The 16565-nt window shown below is 64.4% G+C and carries 13 protein-coding genes and 1 pseudogene; 8 read left to right on the forward strand and 6 right to left on the reverse strand.

Features of this window, described 5'->3' with window-relative positions; genetic code table 11:
• Positions 1–14: 14 nt before the first annotated feature.
• Positions 15–3155, reverse strand: a complete 3141-nt coding sequence (locus B5M41_RS19250; protein WP_167719194.1) for a CHAT domain-containing protein — start codon at positions 3153–3155, stop codon at positions 15–17.
• On the opposite strand from B5M41_RS19250, the gene B5M41_RS19255 reads away from it, so the two are divergent.
• The 8 genes from B5M41_RS19255 to B5M41_RS19290 all read left to right on the forward strand — a co-directional run bounded on the left by B5M41_RS19255 (position 3154) and on the right by B5M41_RS19290 (position 10697).
• Positions 3154–3339, forward strand: coding sequence for a hypothetical protein (locus B5M41_RS19255; RefSeq protein WP_167719197.1), 186 nt, complete (start codon positions 3154–3156; stop codon positions 3337–3339). The genes B5M41_RS19250 and B5M41_RS19255 overlap by 2 nt on opposite strands.
• Positions 3340–3384: 45 nt before the next feature.
• A complete protein-coding gene (locus tag B5M41_RS19260; RefSeq protein WP_370340751.1) occupies positions 3385–4026 on the forward strand; it encodes a TetR/AcrR family transcriptional regulator in 642 nt (213 codons plus the stop codon).
• A gap of 195 nt (positions 4027–4221) precedes the next feature.
• The gene (locus B5M41_RS19265; RefSeq protein ID WP_134650148.1) at positions 4222–5103 is read left to right on the forward strand and encodes a shikimate dehydrogenase; all 882 of its coding nucleotides are present in this window, start codon (positions 4222–4224) and stop codon (positions 5101–5103) included.
• A gap of 112 nt (positions 5104–5215) precedes the next feature.
• Entirely contained in the window at positions 5216–6268 is a 1053-nt protein-coding gene (locus B5M41_RS19270; protein WP_160871040.1) for a sugar ABC transporter substrate-binding protein, read from the forward strand.
• Between the two features lie 51 nt (positions 6269–6319).
• Positions 6320–7804, forward strand: a complete 1485-nt coding sequence (locus B5M41_RS19275; RefSeq protein WP_134650150.1) for a sugar ABC transporter ATP-binding protein — start codon at positions 6320–6322, stop codon at positions 7802–7804.
• A 23-nt stretch (positions 7805–7827) separates the two neighbouring features.
• A complete protein-coding gene (locus B5M41_RS19280) occupies positions 7828–8784 on the forward strand; it encodes an ABC transporter permease (protein WP_167719200.1) in 957 nt (318 codons plus the stop codon).
• A gap of 1 nt (position 8785) precedes the next feature.
• The gene (locus B5M41_RS19285) at positions 8786–9748 is read left to right on the forward strand and encodes an ABC transporter permease (RefSeq protein ID WP_134650152.1); all 963 of its coding nucleotides are present in this window, start codon (positions 8786–8788) and stop codon (positions 9746–9748) included.
• 10 nt (positions 9749–9758) lie between these two features.
• Positions 9759–10697 (forward strand): cyclase family protein, encoded by a 939-nt coding sequence (locus tag B5M41_RS19290; protein ID WP_134650153.1) that lies wholly within the window; start codon positions 9759–9761, stop codon positions 10695–10697.
• 9 nt (positions 10698–10706) lie between these two features.
• Here the strand turns inward: B5M41_RS19290 and B5M41_RS19295 are convergent, their stop codons facing one another.
• From B5M41_RS19295 to B5M41_RS27165, 5 genes and pseudogenes are all read right to left on the reverse strand, one after another.
• On the reverse strand, positions 10707–11771 hold the full coding sequence (locus tag B5M41_RS19295; protein WP_134650154.1) for an ABC transporter ATP-binding protein: 1065 nt from the start codon (positions 11769–11771) through the stop codon (positions 10707–10709).
• 23 nt (positions 11772–11794) lie between these two features.
• The gene (locus tag B5M41_RS19300) at positions 11795–12616 is read right to left on the reverse strand and encodes a carbohydrate ABC transporter permease (RefSeq protein ID WP_134650155.1); all 822 of its coding nucleotides are present in this window, start codon (positions 12614–12616) and stop codon (positions 11795–11797) included.
• Positions 12613–13500 carry a carbohydrate ABC transporter permease gene (locus B5M41_RS19305; RefSeq protein ID WP_134650156.1) on the reverse strand — a complete coding sequence of 296 codons (888 nt, stop codon included), beginning with the start codon at positions 13498–13500 and terminating at the stop codon, positions 12613–12615. The genes B5M41_RS19300 and B5M41_RS19305 overlap by 4 nt, the downstream gene beginning before the upstream one ends.
• Before the next feature lie 100 nt (positions 13501–13600).
• Complete coding sequence (locus tag B5M41_RS19310; RefSeq protein WP_134650157.1) at positions 13601–14929, reverse strand: extracellular solute-binding protein; 1329 nt, start codon at positions 14927–14929, stop codon at positions 13601–13603.
• A gap of 19 nt (positions 14930–14948) precedes the next feature.
• Positions 14949–16513, reverse strand: a pseudogene (locus B5M41_RS27165) (putative N-acetylmannosamine-6-phosphate 2-epimerase).
• Between the last annotated feature and the right edge of the window lie 52 nt (positions 16514–16565).

A 16565-nucleotide genomic window follows, 5' to 3' on the forward strand; every position in this document is an offset into this window, starting at 1 on the left:
GCGCGCTCGCGCCGTCAGTTCTCGAACAGCACGAAGGCTGCCCACACGAGCGGGTCCTTCGCCGTCGGGATCTTTCCCGCGATGGCATCGTGGCGGGTGTTGCGCAGCGCCTCCGCATAGGTCTGCCCATCTTTCAGGTATCCATAGTAGCGGACCATGAAATCGGCGGTTCCATCGTCGGCAACGGGCCACAGCGTCAGGAGGGCGCGCTTGGCGCCGGCGAGGCTTGCGGCGGTGGGCAGTCCGCGCACACCGCCCACGAAGGCCTCGTCACCGAGCGCCGTCTCGCAAGCAGACAGCACGAGCAGATCGAGACCGGACAGGTCCCACGCCATCAGCTCGAATGCATAGAGCCGCCCGTCTTTCTCATCACGGCGCATGGTGCGGGTGTCGCCCGAATGCGCAAGGATGACCTCGCTCTGCCAGAGCGTGTCGACATTGCTGGTGCCCCCGTTTTTCGGGCTGCCATAAGCACCATGCGTCGCCAGGTGCGCGATCTTTGCCCCGGTCATCCGCTCGCGCAACGCCGTTTCGCTCGCCGCAGCCCCCGTGAGCGTTTCGACCTTCATGCCCGGACCGTCGAGGATACCGCGGATGGCCTCCACTTCGCGCAGCGTACCGGGCAGAGGTGTCGCGCCCGCCTCGTCGCCCTTTTCATAGTCGATGCCGCCAGCCAGGACGGCGCGTCCGTCCTTCGGCATGCGGGCGTCCGCGACGGCTCGGTAAAGCGCCTCCGGTTCCGTAAGCAGCCGCAGGGTGAAGCGCTCCTCCAGCAACGTGCCGTCGGCCGCTTCCAGCAGGGAGAACGGCAGGGCGAACAGGCGCCCGTCCGGCACGATGAAGAGCGTCTTCGCACCCGCCAGTTCCTTCTCGATCGGCCCGATAAGCCGCTCGTGCAGCCGCGCGAAGGCGCGCTGATGCGCTTCGACGAGCAAGCCCCTGTTTTCGTCGTTGCCACTGCGGCTTTCAAGTGCGGCGACGGCGTCGCTGTCGTTCCCCAGCACCGCGCGGGGATCCCCGAGCGCGCGCATGACGGGCGCTTTGCCGCTGCGCCAGACGATGGCATAGAGTTGCGTGTCCTCGATCGGGTCGGCGGCGTCGCGATCGGCGCGCCACTTGCGCGTCGTGAAATATTGGACGAAAGCCTGATCCTTGCCGACCAGCTCTGCCGGCGTCGGCAGCGACTGGTTCAGGATCGCCTGGCGGTCGACGTGGTAGCGTTTGACGAGGCGCTGGTTTAATTCGCGCTCCATCGCCTTGGTGTCTGTCAAATAGGCATAGGCGAGGTCCTGCTCGACATCGGCGGCGAAGATTTCGCGGGCAATGCGCGAAAGGCGCGAGATGCGGTCGAGCAGGCGGGCGGTTTCGGTATCCCACGTGTCGATCATGCGCGTGAGCTTCAGCACATTGTCGGCATCGGGCGTCGCCAGCGACGGCCAGCGCCGGGCGGCATCCGCAAAGGCCGGTACGGCAGGCGGGTTGCGTTCGGCAAAACGGGCATAGTGGTAGAGCATATCGTCCGCCATGGCGCGCACCGTCTCGCCGACGTCGCGCCCGCCGGCAACCGAGACCTGCAGATGCACCCAGCGCAGCATGTCCTGGTCGATGCCCGCGAATTCCTGTGCCGCCGTCGCAGGGTCCGTCTCGGCCTTGGCCTTGGCGATGGCGATGCGCCCCGCAAAGGCCAGCGGATGGCCTGTGCTCATTTCGCCCGCGGCAATGCTGTAGGCCTGCTGCAGATGCTTGATCTGGCGTGCGTGGTCGCCCTTCCTGGCAAAATGATCCGCCAGCAGATAGGCGGCTTTGATGCTCAGGATGCCGGGATAGTTGGAATCGGTGACGAGTGCCTCCATGCGGCTGACAGCCGCGGCATCCATCGGCGCCGCGCCGGACAGGAGGTCCGTATAGGCGATCCAGGCCTCCATGCCGGCGATATTGCCGGCATCGCCGAGCGCCTTGGAAATATCGAGGCACAGCGAAAAATAGTGGCGTGCCGTGGCATAATCACCGAGATCGAGATAGTTCTGCGCGGTGTTGTTTGCGCTCACCAGGGTGTTGAAATGGTTCTGGCCGTAATGGCGGGTGCGGTTCTCCAGAACCTTGAGATCGTATTCGAGCGCGCGGGAGGGTGAGCCCAGCCCGCGCAACATATCGGCCAGATTGTTGGTGATACGCCATGTGATGGTGTTGTCGCTGCCGAGCGATTTTTCGGCGATCTCATAATTTCGCTTTTCGAGGTCGATCGCGGTACCGTACTGGCCGACGCCCGACAATGCGCTTGCGAGCTTGTCGTTCGCGTGGATCAGCTGTTCGGATTCGGTGCCGTAGAAGCGGGCATAGAGATTGGTCGCCATCGAATAGAGCGGCACGAAATGCTGCAGGCTGTCCGGCACGGCGGTGCGGAATTCCGCATAGGCGAGATAGAAATCCGCCAGCTCCTTCACCTCGGCCTGGATGGCGGGGGTGCCCTCGGCCTCGCGGAAGAGCGCGGCGGCATCCTCATTGAGGCCGCTCGCATGGAAGCTGCGCGCGGCCTGCGTATAATGCTTCAGCGTTACGGCGTGGAGTTTGGTTTTCGCCGAGGCCCCAAGGGCGGCGCGAAGATGCTCGCGGCCATCATCGAGGCGGCCGCTTTCGAGCAGGCTGTAGGCCGCGCGCACCCGCGCGTCGATATCCTGTTCGCTGTTTTCGCCATGCGCCTTGCGGATGCGCTTCTCGTAGAACGCGACCAGTTCATCCTGCCCGGCACGGTCCGAAAGCCGGCCCTTGGCGTCCATCAGCAGCTCGATCAGGAGGTTGGCGCGCGTCTCCTCGACGGGATCGAGTGTCGCAAGCAGTTCGCGCATGCGCGGATAGTATTCGCCATCCACCCGGGCGGCGTCCCCCATGCGCATGGCGTAGTCGGCCGCCGATACCATGTAGCTTGCCGAAAGCCATGCTTCGCCTTCGGCCTTGAAGCGCGCGCTCGCCTCTTCGGCAATGCGGCGTGCGCCTTCATGATCGCCTTGGGCGGAAAGCGCCTTCATCTCCGGGGCAATCTGGTCGGATCGCTTGATCGCTTCCTGCGTGGGCGCCTGCGCGAAGCCCTGCGCGGACGAAAGCATCAGGACCAGGGCGGTGGCGGCGATGCGGAGTGATTTGGAAAAGAGCAGCATGAACCCACGATCTGGCATTGATATCGAACGGCTTGCGGCATGGCTTGAGTGCGCCTGCCATATCCAAGACGGTCAACATACAGGCTTTATTTCAAATTCAAGCCTGAACATGCTTGCCTTTCGCTATCGTCAGCCCGCGCGCATGATCTTTTCTGCCCTGCGGTTGACCCGCCGACGGATGTGACGATATCCATCCGTTCGCCGTCACCAGCAAACGAGGATACAGGTATTGGCTTTGGCCCAGCTCCGCCCTTCGCGAAAAAACGATCCCGACGCAACCCGAGAGAACATCCTGGAGGTTGCAACGCGGGAATTCGTCGACGCCGGCTTTTCCGGCGCGCGGGTGGATGCCATCGCGGAGAAGACGCGCACCTCCAAGCGCATGCTCTATTACTATTTCGGCAGCAAGGAAGGGCTCTATCTCGCTGTGCTCGAACGGGCCTACATCAAGATCCGCTCGCGCGAGAACGGGCTGAACCTGAACCATCTCGCGCCCGATCTGGCCATGCGCAGCCTCATTACCAACACCTTCGACCATGACGATGCCAATCCGGATTTCGTTCAGCTCGTCAGCATCGAGAACATCCATCGCGCCGAACATCTCAAGCGTTCCGATGTGCTGCGCGTGGCCAATTCGGGGGTTATCGGCCTGATTGCGGATATCCTGAAGCGCGGCGAGGAGGCGGGAACCTTCACCCGCAAAATCGACCCGGTCGACCTGCACCAGATGATCAGCGCCCAGTGTTTCTTCCGCGTTTCGAACCGCCATACGTTCGGCGCCATCTTCGGCCGCGACCTCATGGATGACGAGATCAAGGCGCGTCATCGGGAGATGGTCGCGGACATGATCCTCGCTTATCTGCAATCCTGACGAAGCGCAATTATCCGCAGGTCGACGCAGGCGTGCAGGCCGGGAAGCGCGCCGTTCCTCCATGTCGATTTTTCTCTGTCTCCGCATCGGGAAAGCCCGATCTGCCGATTGACTTCACTAACCAGTTCGTACATTTCATGGAGCCCTGAGGTGGGGGCATGGCGGCATGCCCGGGAGATGGCATAGGGGTGGAGAGTGGTTTCACAAACGCAAACGGCGGTCCGGACGGTTCATGCCGGCCTGATCGGAAGCGGCATCCAGCGGTCGCGTACCCCTGCCATGCATGTCGAGGAAGCGCGCTGCAACGGCATCGAATGCCGATACGATCTCATTGATCTCGATGTGCTGGGCGTGGGCGCGGATGCGCTGCCCGGGCTCATTCGCCAGGCGCAGGACGATGGTTTCGCCGGGCTGAACATCACGCATCCCTGCAAGCAGGTCGCGACGCACGAGGTCGATGAACTCTCGGAGCATGCCGAGGCGCTCGGCGCGATCAACACGATCGTGTTTCGCGACGGTCGCCGCATCGGCCACAATACCGACTGGTGGGGCTTTGCGTCCGGGTTTCGCCGGGGGTTGCCTCAGGCTCACGTCGGCAACGTCGTGCTGATCGGTGCGGGCGGCGCCGGTGTCGCCGTGGCCCATGCGCTCGCCACACTTGGCGCGCAGACGATCCGGGTTTTCGATATCGATCCGCAGCGCACCGCACGGCTGGTCGCGCAGCTTGCGCCGCATCATGCCGCCTGCCGGTTCGAAGCGGGCAAAGACATGGCGCAGGCCTTGCGGCAGGCCGATGGCCTTGCCCATGCGACGCCGACCGGCATGGTGGGCCATCCCGGCCTGCCGGTCGATCCCGATCTTCTCGAGCAACGGCACTGGGTCGCCGAGGTGGTGTATTTCCCGCTGGAGACTGCGCTGCTTCAGGCCGCCGCGCAGCGTGGATGCCGCGTCGTCAACGGCGGCGGCATGGCGGTCTACCAGGCTGTTGGCGCTTTCGAGCTGTTCACGGGCATTGCCCCCGATGTCGAGCGGATGATCCGGCATTTCGGATCGCTTGGCGAGGGCGGGGGAATCTGAATTCACGGGTTGGGAAACCCGTGGAGACATGACTTTCCGTCGGTCGCGACGGGAAGGTGGATGAGGAAAGGCCGCGAGGCGGTCGCTACGGCTTATGCCGAGGGAGGGTACTATGAAATTGCGTGTATCGATGACGCTGGCGGCTTCCATGCTCGCCGGCCTGATGGCGACGGCGGCCTATGCCGAAAGCAAGGGCACCGTCGTGGTGTTCGTGCCGTCCAGCACGAACCCCTATATCGGCCAGTTCCAGCTCGGCGCCAAGGAAAAGGCCGCGGAACTCGGCTATGACATCAAGGTGATCGAGAACAACTTCAACCAGTCCGAACAGGACAGCCAGGTGCAGCAGCAGCTCGCCTCGGGCGAGACGGTCGCAGGCTACATCTGGTGGCCCTTCGAAAATGCCGCCGGCGTCGGCTCGCTGCGCGCGCTCTCGCAGTCCGGCGCGCCGGTCATCGTCTCCAACCAATACCCCATCAAGGGTACGGAAGCCTACTGGACGGCCTATGCCGGCGCCAACGACTTCCTGAGCGGCAAGACCGCGGCCGAGATCCTGCTGGATGCCTGCGCCAAGGCAGACGCGAAATGCGACAAGGGCGCGATCATCCGCTTCCCGGCCGGCGTGTCGGCTGGCGATGACCGCGCGACCGGTTTCGAGGACGCTGTGAAAGGCAAGCTCGACGTGATCGACGTCGTGCCAACGGCCGGCTTCCTGGAGGATGAGGGCTACAAGGTTGCCGCGCAGATCATCCCGGCCCACAAGGGCGAGCTGACCTGGCTCTACACCCAGAACGACTCGCTTGCCGGTGCTGCCGCGCAGGCCGCACGCGAGAACGGCCTGACGCCGGGCAAGGACATCTTCATCGTCGGCGGAACCTGCCATGGCGATTCCAAACATGTGAAGAGCGGCGAGATCGCCGGCACGGCAATCCAGTCCGGTTACTGGGAAGGCTGGATGGCCATGCAGGCGCTCGGCAAGTTCGTCGTGCAGGGCAAGGTCGTGGATGGTGAAAGCTACCTGGAAGGCACGCCGGATGCGCCGCCCTCCGACGCCGATCCGCTTTACAAGTACAACTTCCTGCCCAACCCTGCCGTCGCCAACAGCCAGGCCGCCTATGATGCGGCGAAGCTCTGGGGCAAGACGGCAGACCAGCTCTGCAATTTCTGATGCAGACAGCGCCGCGTCGCGTGACGCGGCGCTTTCCGGGAGGAGAACGCAATGCTCAGGATGAGCGGGATTGTGAAGAGCTACGGCCCGACGCGGGTGCTCGAGGACGTGGACCTTGCCGTCGAGGCGGGCGAGGTCATGGCGCTGATGGGCGAGAACGGCGCGGGCAAGAGCACGCTCGTGAAGATACTCGCCGGCATCGAGCCTGCCGACGGCGGCACGATTTCCATCGATGGCGCTGCGGTCTCGATCCGCTCGCCGGGCCATGCCCAGGCGGCCGGCATCGGCTATGTGGCGCAGGAGCTTTCCATCGTCGAGAGCCTCAGCGTTGCCGAGAACGTGTTCCTGGGTGACGAGACCCTCGGCTTCTTTCGCTCCGCCGCCTCGCTGGCGCGCCGGGCGAGGCCCTATCTGGAACGGGTTGGTCTCGACCATATCGATCCGCTGTCGCTGGCTGAAGAGCATTCGGTGGCCGAGCGCCAGCTCGTCGAAATCGCGCGCCTCCTGTCGCGCAAGGCGCGCATCGCCATTCTGGACGAGCCGACGGCAGCCCTCTCCGAGACGGAAATCGTGCGCGTCAAGGCGGCCGTCCGCACCCTGGCCGCCGAGGGTTGCGCCATCATCTATGTCACCCACCGCATGCCTGAGGTCTTCGACCTTACCCAGAAGGTCACGGTGCTGCGCAACGGAAAGAGCTTTCCTGCCGTCGAAACCGCGGGACTGTCCATCGGCGACCTCATCGAAGCCATGCTCGGCCGCCAGCTCGGCCAGATGTTTCCGCCACGCGCCGCTCATGCCGGAGAGGAAATCCTCCGCCTCGATGCATGCCGGGCAAGCGGCCTCAAGGCGCCCGTTTCGCTGTCGCTGCGCAAGGGGGAAATCCTCGCGCTTGCAGGACAGGTCGGGAGCGGTGCCGGCGCCGTTCTCAGAATGCTGGCCGGCGTCACGCCCATTCAGTCCGGTTCGGTGACGCTTGAGGGCGGCGCCTATGCGCCCTCCGGCATTGCGGGCAGTATCGCGCGCAAGGTGCTTTATTGCTCCGACGACCGAAAGCGTGATGGCATCTTCGCCGTCCGCTCCGTTCCGGAAAACCTGTCCGCACCCGCGCTTTCCGCCGTCAGCCGCTTCGGCCTCCTGTCGCCGGCGCTGGAAGGCGAGCACGTGACGCGGATCGCGCGGCAGTTCGGCCTTGGCGAGCGCTTTCTTGGCCGTCTCGCCGGCAATCTCAGCGGCGGCAACCAGCAGAAGGTCGCGCTCGGCAAATGGATCGGGCTCGACCCGAAGATCCTGCTCGTCGAGGAGCCGACGCGCGGCGTGGATGTGGGCGCGCGATCGGAGATCTACAGCCATCTGCGCAAGCTCGCGGATGAGGGCCTGTCGATCATCTTCGCCTCGTCCGACACGCAGGAGGTTCTTGGTCTCGCCGACCGGATCGCCTCGTTCTTCCACGGCGAACTGGTGCGCATCTGCGATGCGGACGATGTCACCGCCGAAAGCCTCACGCGCGACGTGACGCGCGCCAGCGAAGCTGCCTGACGGGCACAAGCATGAGAACCGCCATGACAAGCCAGGACGTGTCGCACCGCGCGAAAGTCACCCTTCCCAAGACGGCCTACGGGCTCATCGCCATCCTCGTTCTGCTCGTTGTCGCGAGCGTGACGACGCCGGGTTTCGCGCGGGTGGACAATATCTTCGTGGTCATCCGTGCGGCCTCCCTTACGGGCATCGTCGCGATCGGCATGAGCTACATCACGATATCAGGCAATCTGTTCGCCCTGTCGGCGAGTGCGCTCGGCGCGCTGCTTGCGGTGCTTTTCGCGCTTCTGACGGCCGCCCTTGGCTTCGCGGCCGGCCTTTTCCTGACACTGGGCATTGCCGTGCTTTGCGGGCTCGCGCAGAGCGTGGCGATTTCGCTGATCGGCAACCCGATCATCACGACGCTTGCCTTCGGAACCGTCTTTCGCGGACTGGCGGCGCTTTTCAGTGGCAACTCCATCCTGCGCATCGAAAGCGAGGCGGCGCTCTGGCTCGGCACCGCCCGGCCGCTCGGCATCCCCACGCAGAGCTGGGCCTTCATCATAGCCGCGATTTTGAGCTGGTTCATCATCCGCCATTTCAAGATCGGTCGTGAAATCGTGCTCTGCGGGGCAAACCCCAAGGCGGCAGTGGCAAGCGGTCTGCGCGTCGGCCTCGTCACCGCCATCGCCTGTGCCGCACTGTCGATCGGCGTGGCGGTCATGGCGATCATGACGGTATCCCAATTCTCGCAGGCCAAGGCGGATCTCTTCATGGGATACGACTTCGACTATATCGCCGCGGTGCTGGTGGGTGGCATCGCGCTTCGCGGCGGCAAGGGAACGCCGCTCCAGGCCGCGCTCGGCGCCGTGCTGATCGCGCTCCTGCAGAACTTCATGTTGCTGCATGGCTTGAGTGCCGGCGTTCGCATGACGATCGTCGGCCTGCTGGTGATCGCCTCCATCAGCCTTTTCCACATTCTTCAGGGACGGGGACGCTGAGATGACGTCGGAAACGAAAAGCAACCTCGCCCGCCTGGGGCTCATGATCGCGGTCTATCTCATCCTCGCGGCGCGCATTCCGAGCTATTACTCGCAACCCGGTATCGCCGCCCTTCTCGACAGTGCAGTCCTCGCCGGCATCATCGCCATCGGCGTGGGACTGACGATGATCGCAGGCGAGATGGATCTTTCCGTGGGTTCGATGGCGGCCTTTGCCGGCATCCTGTCGATCCAGCTTTTTCCTTACGGCATGGTGCCGGTGCTTGTGATCGTGGTCCTGTTCTGCGGCCTGCTCGGCGCGCTTCAGGGGTATTGCATCTACAAGCTCAACATCAGCTCGATGGTCTTCACGATCGGCACGCTGATCGCTTTGCGCGGCCTCACCCTCGTCGTCTCGAACGAGAAGACCGTTCTCATCCCATTCGAAAACATTGCCGAGACGGATTTCCTGTCGGCGAAGTTCTTCGTCTTTTCCATCCCCTCGGCGACACTTCTGGTCCTGGTGCTGCTGGTCGACTTTTTCAGCCGGCGCACGCTGTGGGGGCGCGAGATTTTCGCAATCGGCGGCGGCAGGGGCGAGGCCCGCGCGGCCGGCGTCTCGATCCGTCGCCCCATTATCGTGGCCTTTTCGATTTCCGCGGCGCTTGCGGGCCTCGCCGGCGCGCTGCTTTCCTTCCGTACCGGCAGCGCCAGCCCGCTCGGTTTCGAAGCTGTCCTGCTTGAAGCGGTCACCGCCTGCCTTATCGGCGGCATCGCGCTTGCGGGCGGACGCGGCAGCATCCTGGGCGTGCTGATCGGCCTTTTCACGATCCGCTTTCTCGTGAGCGGCATCGCCGCGCTCGGCGCACCCTTCTGGATGCAGAGCCTTGCGACGGGCGCGCTGCTCATCTTCGTGATCATTGCCGAAGCTGCTATCGGTTACGTGACCCGGCGCAGGCGCATGGCACGCGCCCTAACAGCATGAGGCCGAGACGATGACGGACAAGATCAATCCTGCCCTCGGAACCGAATGGTTTCCCTCGCGCTGGGGCCCCGAAGACGAACGCGGCGCCGGCAACCTGCTGGGACCCCACAAGGTGCTGCAGGCGCGCGACCTGATCCGCACCGGCGAGACCATCTCCCTCGGCTTTCCCTACCGCGTCGGCATGCCGCTTTCACCCGGCCGCACGTTCGGGCTCAAAATGCCGGGCGGCCCGACCGGGGGGCCGGAAGGTGCGATCAGCCGCACCGTGTGGAACGATGATTTCATCTGCACGGAAATCGGCCAGATCGGCACCCACATGGATGCCCTCGGCCATCTGGGCCATCAGGTGAGCTATCCGTGCGGCCACTGCGATACGCTGGTCTATAACGGCAACAAGCTCTCGGAGATCTGGTCGCCTTACGGCCTGAAGAAGCTCGGCATCGAGAAGGCGCCGATCTTCTTCACCCGCGCAGTGCTCCTCGATGTGCAGGGGCTTTTCGGGCGACCGCTTGAAAACGGCTTCGTGATCACGCCGGACCATCTGCGCCAATGTCTCGTCCGGCAGGATATGAACCCGGACGACTGGCTGTCGCCTGGCGATGTGGTGCTGATCCGCACCGGCCATGGCTCGCGCTTCTTCTCCGAGGCCGAAACATGGTACGATGGCGAACCCGGTCTCGGGCTCGAGGCCGCGGAATACCTGTCTGCGCTCCAGCCGGTCATCGTCGGCGCGGACAATTTTGCGATCGACGTGGTGCCACCCGTCGACCCTGATATCGTGCTTCCGTGCCACCAGCATCTCATCATGCGGCACGGGATCTACCTGCACGAGGGCATGAACCTCGACCCGATCGCCGAGACCGGGCGCTATGAGTTCGTCTACGGGTTTGCGCCACTGGCCATCGAGGGCGCAACCGGCTCTCCGGGAACGCCCTTCGCGATCCTGTAGCGCGTCCGCCTAACCCGCACGTCTTTCAAGGCTGACGCCGTCCGCCCCGAAAAGGGACGCGCGGCCGGCATCGATGGCGATGCCGACGGTCTCGCCGATGCGCACGGGCGTATCCGCGGGTGCGTTGATATTGACCAGTCCGAGCCGGTCGTTGCGCACGAAGACGCTGGTGCTTGCGCCGAGATATTCGGCGACCTCGATCGTACCGCGGCAGTGACCGGCTTCGGGTGAAACGAGCCGCAGATGTTCCGGGCGTGCGCCAAGGCGGGTCGGCGCGCCGGAAAAAGCAAGGTCGATCCGGCCTTGGCCGGCAAGGTCGAGCGTGCCGTCGCCAGCGGGCATGCAGTCGAGCACGTTCATCTTGGGACTGCCGATGAACTGCGCGACGAACAGATTGGCCGGCCGCTCGTAAAGTTCGTGCGGGCTGCCGTGCTGCATGATGCGTCCGTCCTTCAGCACGACGATTCGGTCGGCGAGCGTCATTGCTTCCACCTGGTCGTGGGTGACATAGATCATGGTCGCGCCCAACGTCCGGTGGAGCCTTGCGATCTCCAGCCGCATATCGACGCGCAGGGCGGCGTCGAGGTTGGAGAGCGGTTCGTCGAACAGAAAGGCGGTCGGCTGGCGCACGATGGCACGACCGATCGCCACGCGCTGGCGCTGACCGCCGGAAAGCTGCCTGGGATAGCGGTCGAGCAGGGGCGTGAGCTTCAGCGCCTCGGCCGCCTCGTCCACCTTGGCCCGGATGGCGGCGGAGGGCAGCTTGGCGAGCTTGAGGCCGAACCCCATGTTCTGGCGCACCGTCATGTGCGGATAGAGCGCGTAGGACTGGAACACCATGGCCAGCTCGCGCTCCACCGGCGGCGCCTTCGTCACGTCGCGGCCGTCGATCACGATCCTGCCGGAGGCCGTTTCCTCGATCCCCGCGATCATGCGCAGCAGCGTGGACTTGCCGCAGCCCGACGGGCCGACGATGACGACGAATTCCCCGTCGGCGATGGCAAGGTCGAGATCACGGATGATCTCCACGCCGCCATAACGTTTTCCGGCCTTTTCCAGCAGAATCGTACCCATTTGAACCTCCGGGGAAACCTGTTTCAGCCCTTGACGGCGCCCGCCGTCATCGAACCGCTGATCTGGCGATACATGAGAAGGCCGAGCAGCATGGGCGGCAGGGCGCCCACGATCATCACGGCCGAGGCGACGCCCCACTGGACGCCGCCGCCGCTGGCGGCGAAGAAGAACGATGCGCCGACGGTGATGGGCACGGCCTTGGACGTCGTCAGCATCAGGCCGAAGAGAAACTCGTTCCAGGCGGTGATGAAGCCGAAGATCAGGCCTGTGACGATGGCCGGACGGCAGAGCGGGGCGATAACCCGCAAGAGGATCTGCGTGCGCGTCGCCCCGTCCATCAAGGCAGCCTCGTCGAGTTCGCCCGGCAGATCCCTGATCGCGTTCACGAGGATCACGAGGGCGAGCGGCAGGTTCACGATGGTGAGGATGAGGCCGAGGCCGAGCCGCGTATCGAGCAGCGAGAGCCATTGGAACATCATGTAGAGCGGAATGGCGAAGATCACGAGCGGCACGGCGCGCAAGTTGACGATGAGCGGCAGCAACGTGCGTTCACCGACCTTGCCACGCGCGATGGCATAGGCTGCGGGAAGTGCGAGCCCCACGGCCAGCAGCGTGCCTAGAGCGGCAACGGCAAGGCTGTTGACGAGATAGAGGAAGATGTTCAGCCGATCCGAGACGGTGAAGACCGCTGCATAATTCTCGAGCGTCGGCGCCTGGACCCAGAGACCCGGATTGGCGGTGAGCTCGCGTGGGCTCTTGAAGGAGGTGACGAGGGTCACGATGATCGGGAAGTTCATCGCGACGGCGGCGATGGCAAAGACGATCCAGCGCAGGATATTGATCATCGGGCGGCTCCCTTGCGGCGGGCGGCGATGGCGTTGAGGCCGTAAAGCACGACAAAGGAGGCGATGAACAGGACGACGGAGGCGGCGACCGCCTTGCCGATGGCGCCCTGCTTGAAGAAGGCCTCGTAGATGTAGATCGACAGCGAGGCGGTGGACCCGCCGGGGCCGCTTCCGGTCAGCACATAGACATTGTCGAAGACACGGAAGCCGTCGATGAAGCGGATGAGCAGGGCCACCACGATGGTCGGCATCATCAGCGGCAGCTCGATGTACCAGAGCCGGTGACGGTAGCGCGCACCATCCATCGCGGAAGCTTCGACGATCTCGCGGGGAATCGCCTGATAAGCCATGTAGAACAGCAGGAATGCGAAGGGTGTCCACTGCAGCGTCTCGACGGTCACCAGCGTCCAGAAGGCCGAGCCGGGGCCCAGGAAGGAGAGGCTCGCCCCGAACCACGCCCAAAGGTAATAGGGCACCGGTCCGGCGAATTCGTGCAGCACCAGCCGGTACATGAGGCCGACAAGCGCGGGCGCCACCATCAGCGGCAGCATGAGGATCGCCATCAGCCAGCTGCGTCGTTCGATGAGCGGCGCGAGGAAGATGGCAAGGAACAGGCCGAGTGCACATTCCAGTATCGCGGTGAGCAGGCCGAAGCGGAAGGAAAACCAGCTCGCCCGCCAGAAGGTGCCATCACGCCACACGTCGGCGAAGTTGCCGAAACCGGTGATCTCAGGGCTGCGCAACGTCTCGAAGCTGACCGAGGAGACCGAATAGACAAGGTTGACGATGGCCGGAAAGCCCAGGAAGACGAGCAGGAACACGACCAGCGGCATCGTCAGCAGGCGGAATTCGGATACGGGGCTGCGATGCGTCTTCGTTGTCATCGATCGATCCTGGCTCGGTCTTTCCGGAACGCGGCGAGGGCGTCATCGCCATCGCCGCGAGGGAGCCGGCGGCCACCAGGGGCGGTCGCCGGCAATGGCCTCACTTGAGCAGTTCGGCCATGCCTTTTTCGGTGTTCTTCAGGGCGTCATCCAGCGACTGCTGACCCGACCAGTAGCCGGTGAACTCCTTGGCCTGGAGCTCATAGACCGAGAGCGCCTTGGCCGAGGTGCCGCCATTCATGACATAGCCGTACTTGCCGGCGAACTCGCCGAGCTTGACGAGGTCCGGCCGTTCGGCAGCGACGTCCTTGACGACATCGGGCGTCAGCGCCGGTGCGCCGCTGTTCCTGGCATAGACGAGCGCTGCTTCCTTCGAGGACAGCCAAGTGATGAAGGCCTTCGCGCCTTCCTTGTTGGCGGCGTTCTTGTTGAGGCCGAAACCGAGGCCATGGATATGGGTGAAGCGGCCTTCGGGACCGGCGGGCGGTGCGATCGCTTCCGTGACCTCGCCGACAACAGGCGATTTCTCCTTCGACATCAGCTCGGAGGCGGCCGCATTCCACTGCACCATGGCCGCGACCTGGCCGGAGGCATAGGCCGCGTTCGCTTCGGCGAATTCGTAGGAAAGCGAGTCACGCGGCGTAGCACCTGCGTCATAGAGCATCTTGTAGGTTTCGAGACCTTTGCGGTAGGCCTCCGAATCCACTGTGATCTTGCCCGCGTCGTCCATCCAGTTGCCGCCATAGGCGCGCGGCAGTGACTGGAACACCATCATGTTGAAGAGCAGGTTCTTGAGCTGGAGCACGGTGCCGTAGCGCGTCGGGCTGTCGGGGTTCACGGCCTGCGTGAAATAGAGCGCGGTCGCGGCGTAATCATCCCACGTCCATTCGTCGGGGTTTTTGGGCTCAAGCTTCTTGCCAAGGTGCTTTTCTGCGATCTCCGCGTATTTCGCCTTGGCGGCGTCGTCCTTCAGCAGCGCGTCGATCAGATCCTTGCGGTAATACATGAAATGCAGCGAGAGATCGGTCGGCACGCCGAACTGCTTGCCCTCGTACTGCATGGTGGTGAGAACCTGGTCGCCATAGACGTCCTTGGCCTCACCGGACAATTCGACCGGCTCCATGAACGGCGCGTAGCGGCCGATGGAGTAGGTGGCGAGCAGGTTCACGTCGAACGCGGCGGAGCCGGCGGCAAGGTCGGCCTGCAGCTTGTCCCAGAAGCCGTCGCGGTTGAAGAACAAGAGCTCGACCTTGTTGTCGTCGCTCACGTCGGGCTTGGCATTGTAGGTATCGGCGGCCGCGCGCAGTGCGGCTTCTTCCGGGCCGCCCGGCCAACCGAGCACGGTCACCTTCGCAAAGGCGGGGCCGGCCAGCAGGGTGGCGATCGCAGCGGCGATCAGGCCGCCCTTCTTCAGTCTGGCAAAGGTCATATTCTGGTTCTCCCTCAGGTTAATTCTGACGTCTTGCGAGATCCGCGATGCCCACGACGCCTGCCTTTTCGGCGAGTGCGGCGGGGTGAAGCTGCGGGGTGAGCCGTGGCGGCAGGCCTCCCAGGGCCCGACGGACGGATTCGAGATAGCCGGGTGCAAGGCCGATGCCGCCGCCGATGACGATGCGGGCGGGGTCGAGCGCGAGCTGGATATTGCCGCACAGAAGCGCGGTCTGGCGCGCTGAGGTCTCGATGATGGCTTGCGCCCAGCCATGACCGGCTACAGCGGCCTCGAAGACATCGCGCGCGGTCGCGCCCGGCCGGTGCGGCGCGGCTTCGGCGGCAATCCAGTGGCCGGAAACCTTGTCCTCCAGCGCGCGGCCTTCCTCGCCGACGCTGCGGAACTGGCCGAAATGACCTGCAAGCCCGCCGAGGAGGCGGCCGTTGACGACGATGCCGCCGCCGACCCCGGTGGAGATGGTGAGGAAGACGAGGTCATGACCCTGCCCCGCACCGAAGGCATATTCACCCCAGGCGGCGGCCTGTGCATCATTTGCGGCCAGCACGCTTCGGGCACCGGAAAGCCGTGCGACGGTCTCGATGAGCGGAAAGCGGTCGGGAATGTCGAGGGTCCGTCGGTTGAGCGGTGACCAGCACCCCTCGTCGATGATGCCGGTGACGGCCACGCCCACGGTATCGTAGCGCTCCTGCCAGCTGCCGATTGCTTCAAAGAGCGCCGAAAGCCAAGCCTCCGGGTCGCCGTTGTGCGGGGTGGCCATGGTGTGGGTTTCGCTCACGACATTCCCGCGCACCAGTGCCGCGAGCATCTTGGTGCCGCCGATATCAAGCGCAAGGATCGTGTCGGAGCGGGCCACCGGGGTCAGGCCTCCTGTCCGGCGAGCGTGTCATCGAGCGCCGAGCGGAACCAGGCGGTGACAAATTCCGGCCGGGTGATGGCCGAGCCGACGACGACCATGGAGGCGCCGGCGAGCAAGGCCTGCTGGGCCTGCGCGGGCGTGCGGATGTTGCCTTCCGCAACGACATGCGGCGTCAGGCGGCGCATGGCGGCAACGAGGGTGAGATCGGGTTCGGTCGGTTCGACCGGGCCGGTATAGCCGGCAAGCGTGGACCCAACGATGTCGGCGCCCTCCGAGAGCGCCTGCTCGGCATCCGCCAGGATCGAGCAGTCTGCCATGGCGACCCGGCCGTGGGCCTTAATGCGTTCAATGAGCGTACGGGTCGGGACCGGGCGCTGGCGCTGTGTCGCATCGTAGGCGATGATGTCGGCGCCGGCATTGGCCAAAGCGTCGACGTCCTCGATCCATGGGGTAATGCGGACGGGGCTGTCACTGAGGTCACGCTTCACAAGGCCGATGATCGGCCGGTTCGTGGCGGCGCGTACGGCGGCTACATATTCTGCCGATTCGATGCGCAAGGCCGCAGCGCCCCCATCGAGGGCGGCCAGTGCGAAGCCGACGACCATCTCGGCCCTGTCCATGGCGCCACCCTTCACGGGCTGGCAGGATACGATCAGACCCTTGTCGAGGGATTTGAAATCAAGCGGCACGAAACTGTCTCCTGTCATCGCTGGAATGGTAGCAAAGCAAGACCAGATGGCAACAGGAATTATACTGGTA

It is taken from the genome of Shinella sumterensis (assembly GCF_004514425.2).
Classification (GTDB): domain Bacteria; phylum Pseudomonadota; class Alphaproteobacteria; order Rhizobiales; family Rhizobiaceae; genus Shinella; species Shinella sumterensis.

What these genes read in the sequence shown, in the direction of transcription:
- B5M41_RS19255 (WP_167719197.1), top strand. Translation starts at nt 3,154, where the DNA reads ATGAACCCACGATCTGGCATTGATATCGAACGGCTTGCGGCATGGCTT.
- B5M41_RS19250 (WP_167719194.1), bottom strand. Translation starts at nt 3,155, where the DNA reads ATGCTGCTCTTTTCCAAATCACTCCGCATCGCCGCCACCGCCCTGGTC.
- B5M41_RS19270 (WP_160871040.1), top strand. Translation starts at nt 5,216, where the DNA reads ATGAAATTGCGTGTATCGATGACGCTGGCGGCTTCCATGCTCGCCGGC.
- B5M41_RS19275 (WP_134650150.1), top strand. Translation starts at nt 6,320, where the DNA reads ATGCTCAGGATGAGCGGGATTGTGAAGAGCTACGGCCCGACGCGGGTG.
- B5M41_RS19280 (WP_167719200.1), top strand. Translation starts at nt 7,828, where the DNA reads ATGACAAGCCAGGACGTGTCGCACCGCGCGAAAGTCACCCTTCCCAAG.
- B5M41_RS19285 (WP_134650152.1), top strand. Translation starts at nt 8,786, where the DNA reads ATGACGTCGGAAACGAAAAGCAACCTCGCCCGCCTGGGGCTCATGATC.
- B5M41_RS19290 (WP_134650153.1), top strand. Translation starts at nt 9,759, where the DNA reads ATGACGGACAAGATCAATCCTGCCCTCGGAACCGAATGGTTTCCCTCG.
- B5M41_RS19295 (WP_134650154.1), bottom strand. Translation starts at nt 11,771, where the DNA reads ATGGGTACGATTCTGCTGGAAAAGGCCGGAAAACGTTATGGCGGCGTG.
- B5M41_RS19300 (WP_134650155.1), bottom strand. Translation starts at nt 12,616, where the DNA reads ATGATCAATATCCTGCGCTGGATCGTCTTTGCCATCGCCGCCGTCGCG.
- B5M41_RS19305 (WP_134650156.1), bottom strand. Translation starts at nt 13,500, where the DNA reads ATGACAACGAAGACGCATCGCAGCCCCGTATCCGAATTCCGCCTGCTG.
- B5M41_RS19310 (WP_134650157.1), bottom strand. Translation starts at nt 14,929, where the DNA reads ATGACCTTTGCCAGACTGAAGAAGGGCGGCCTGATCGCCGCTGCGATC.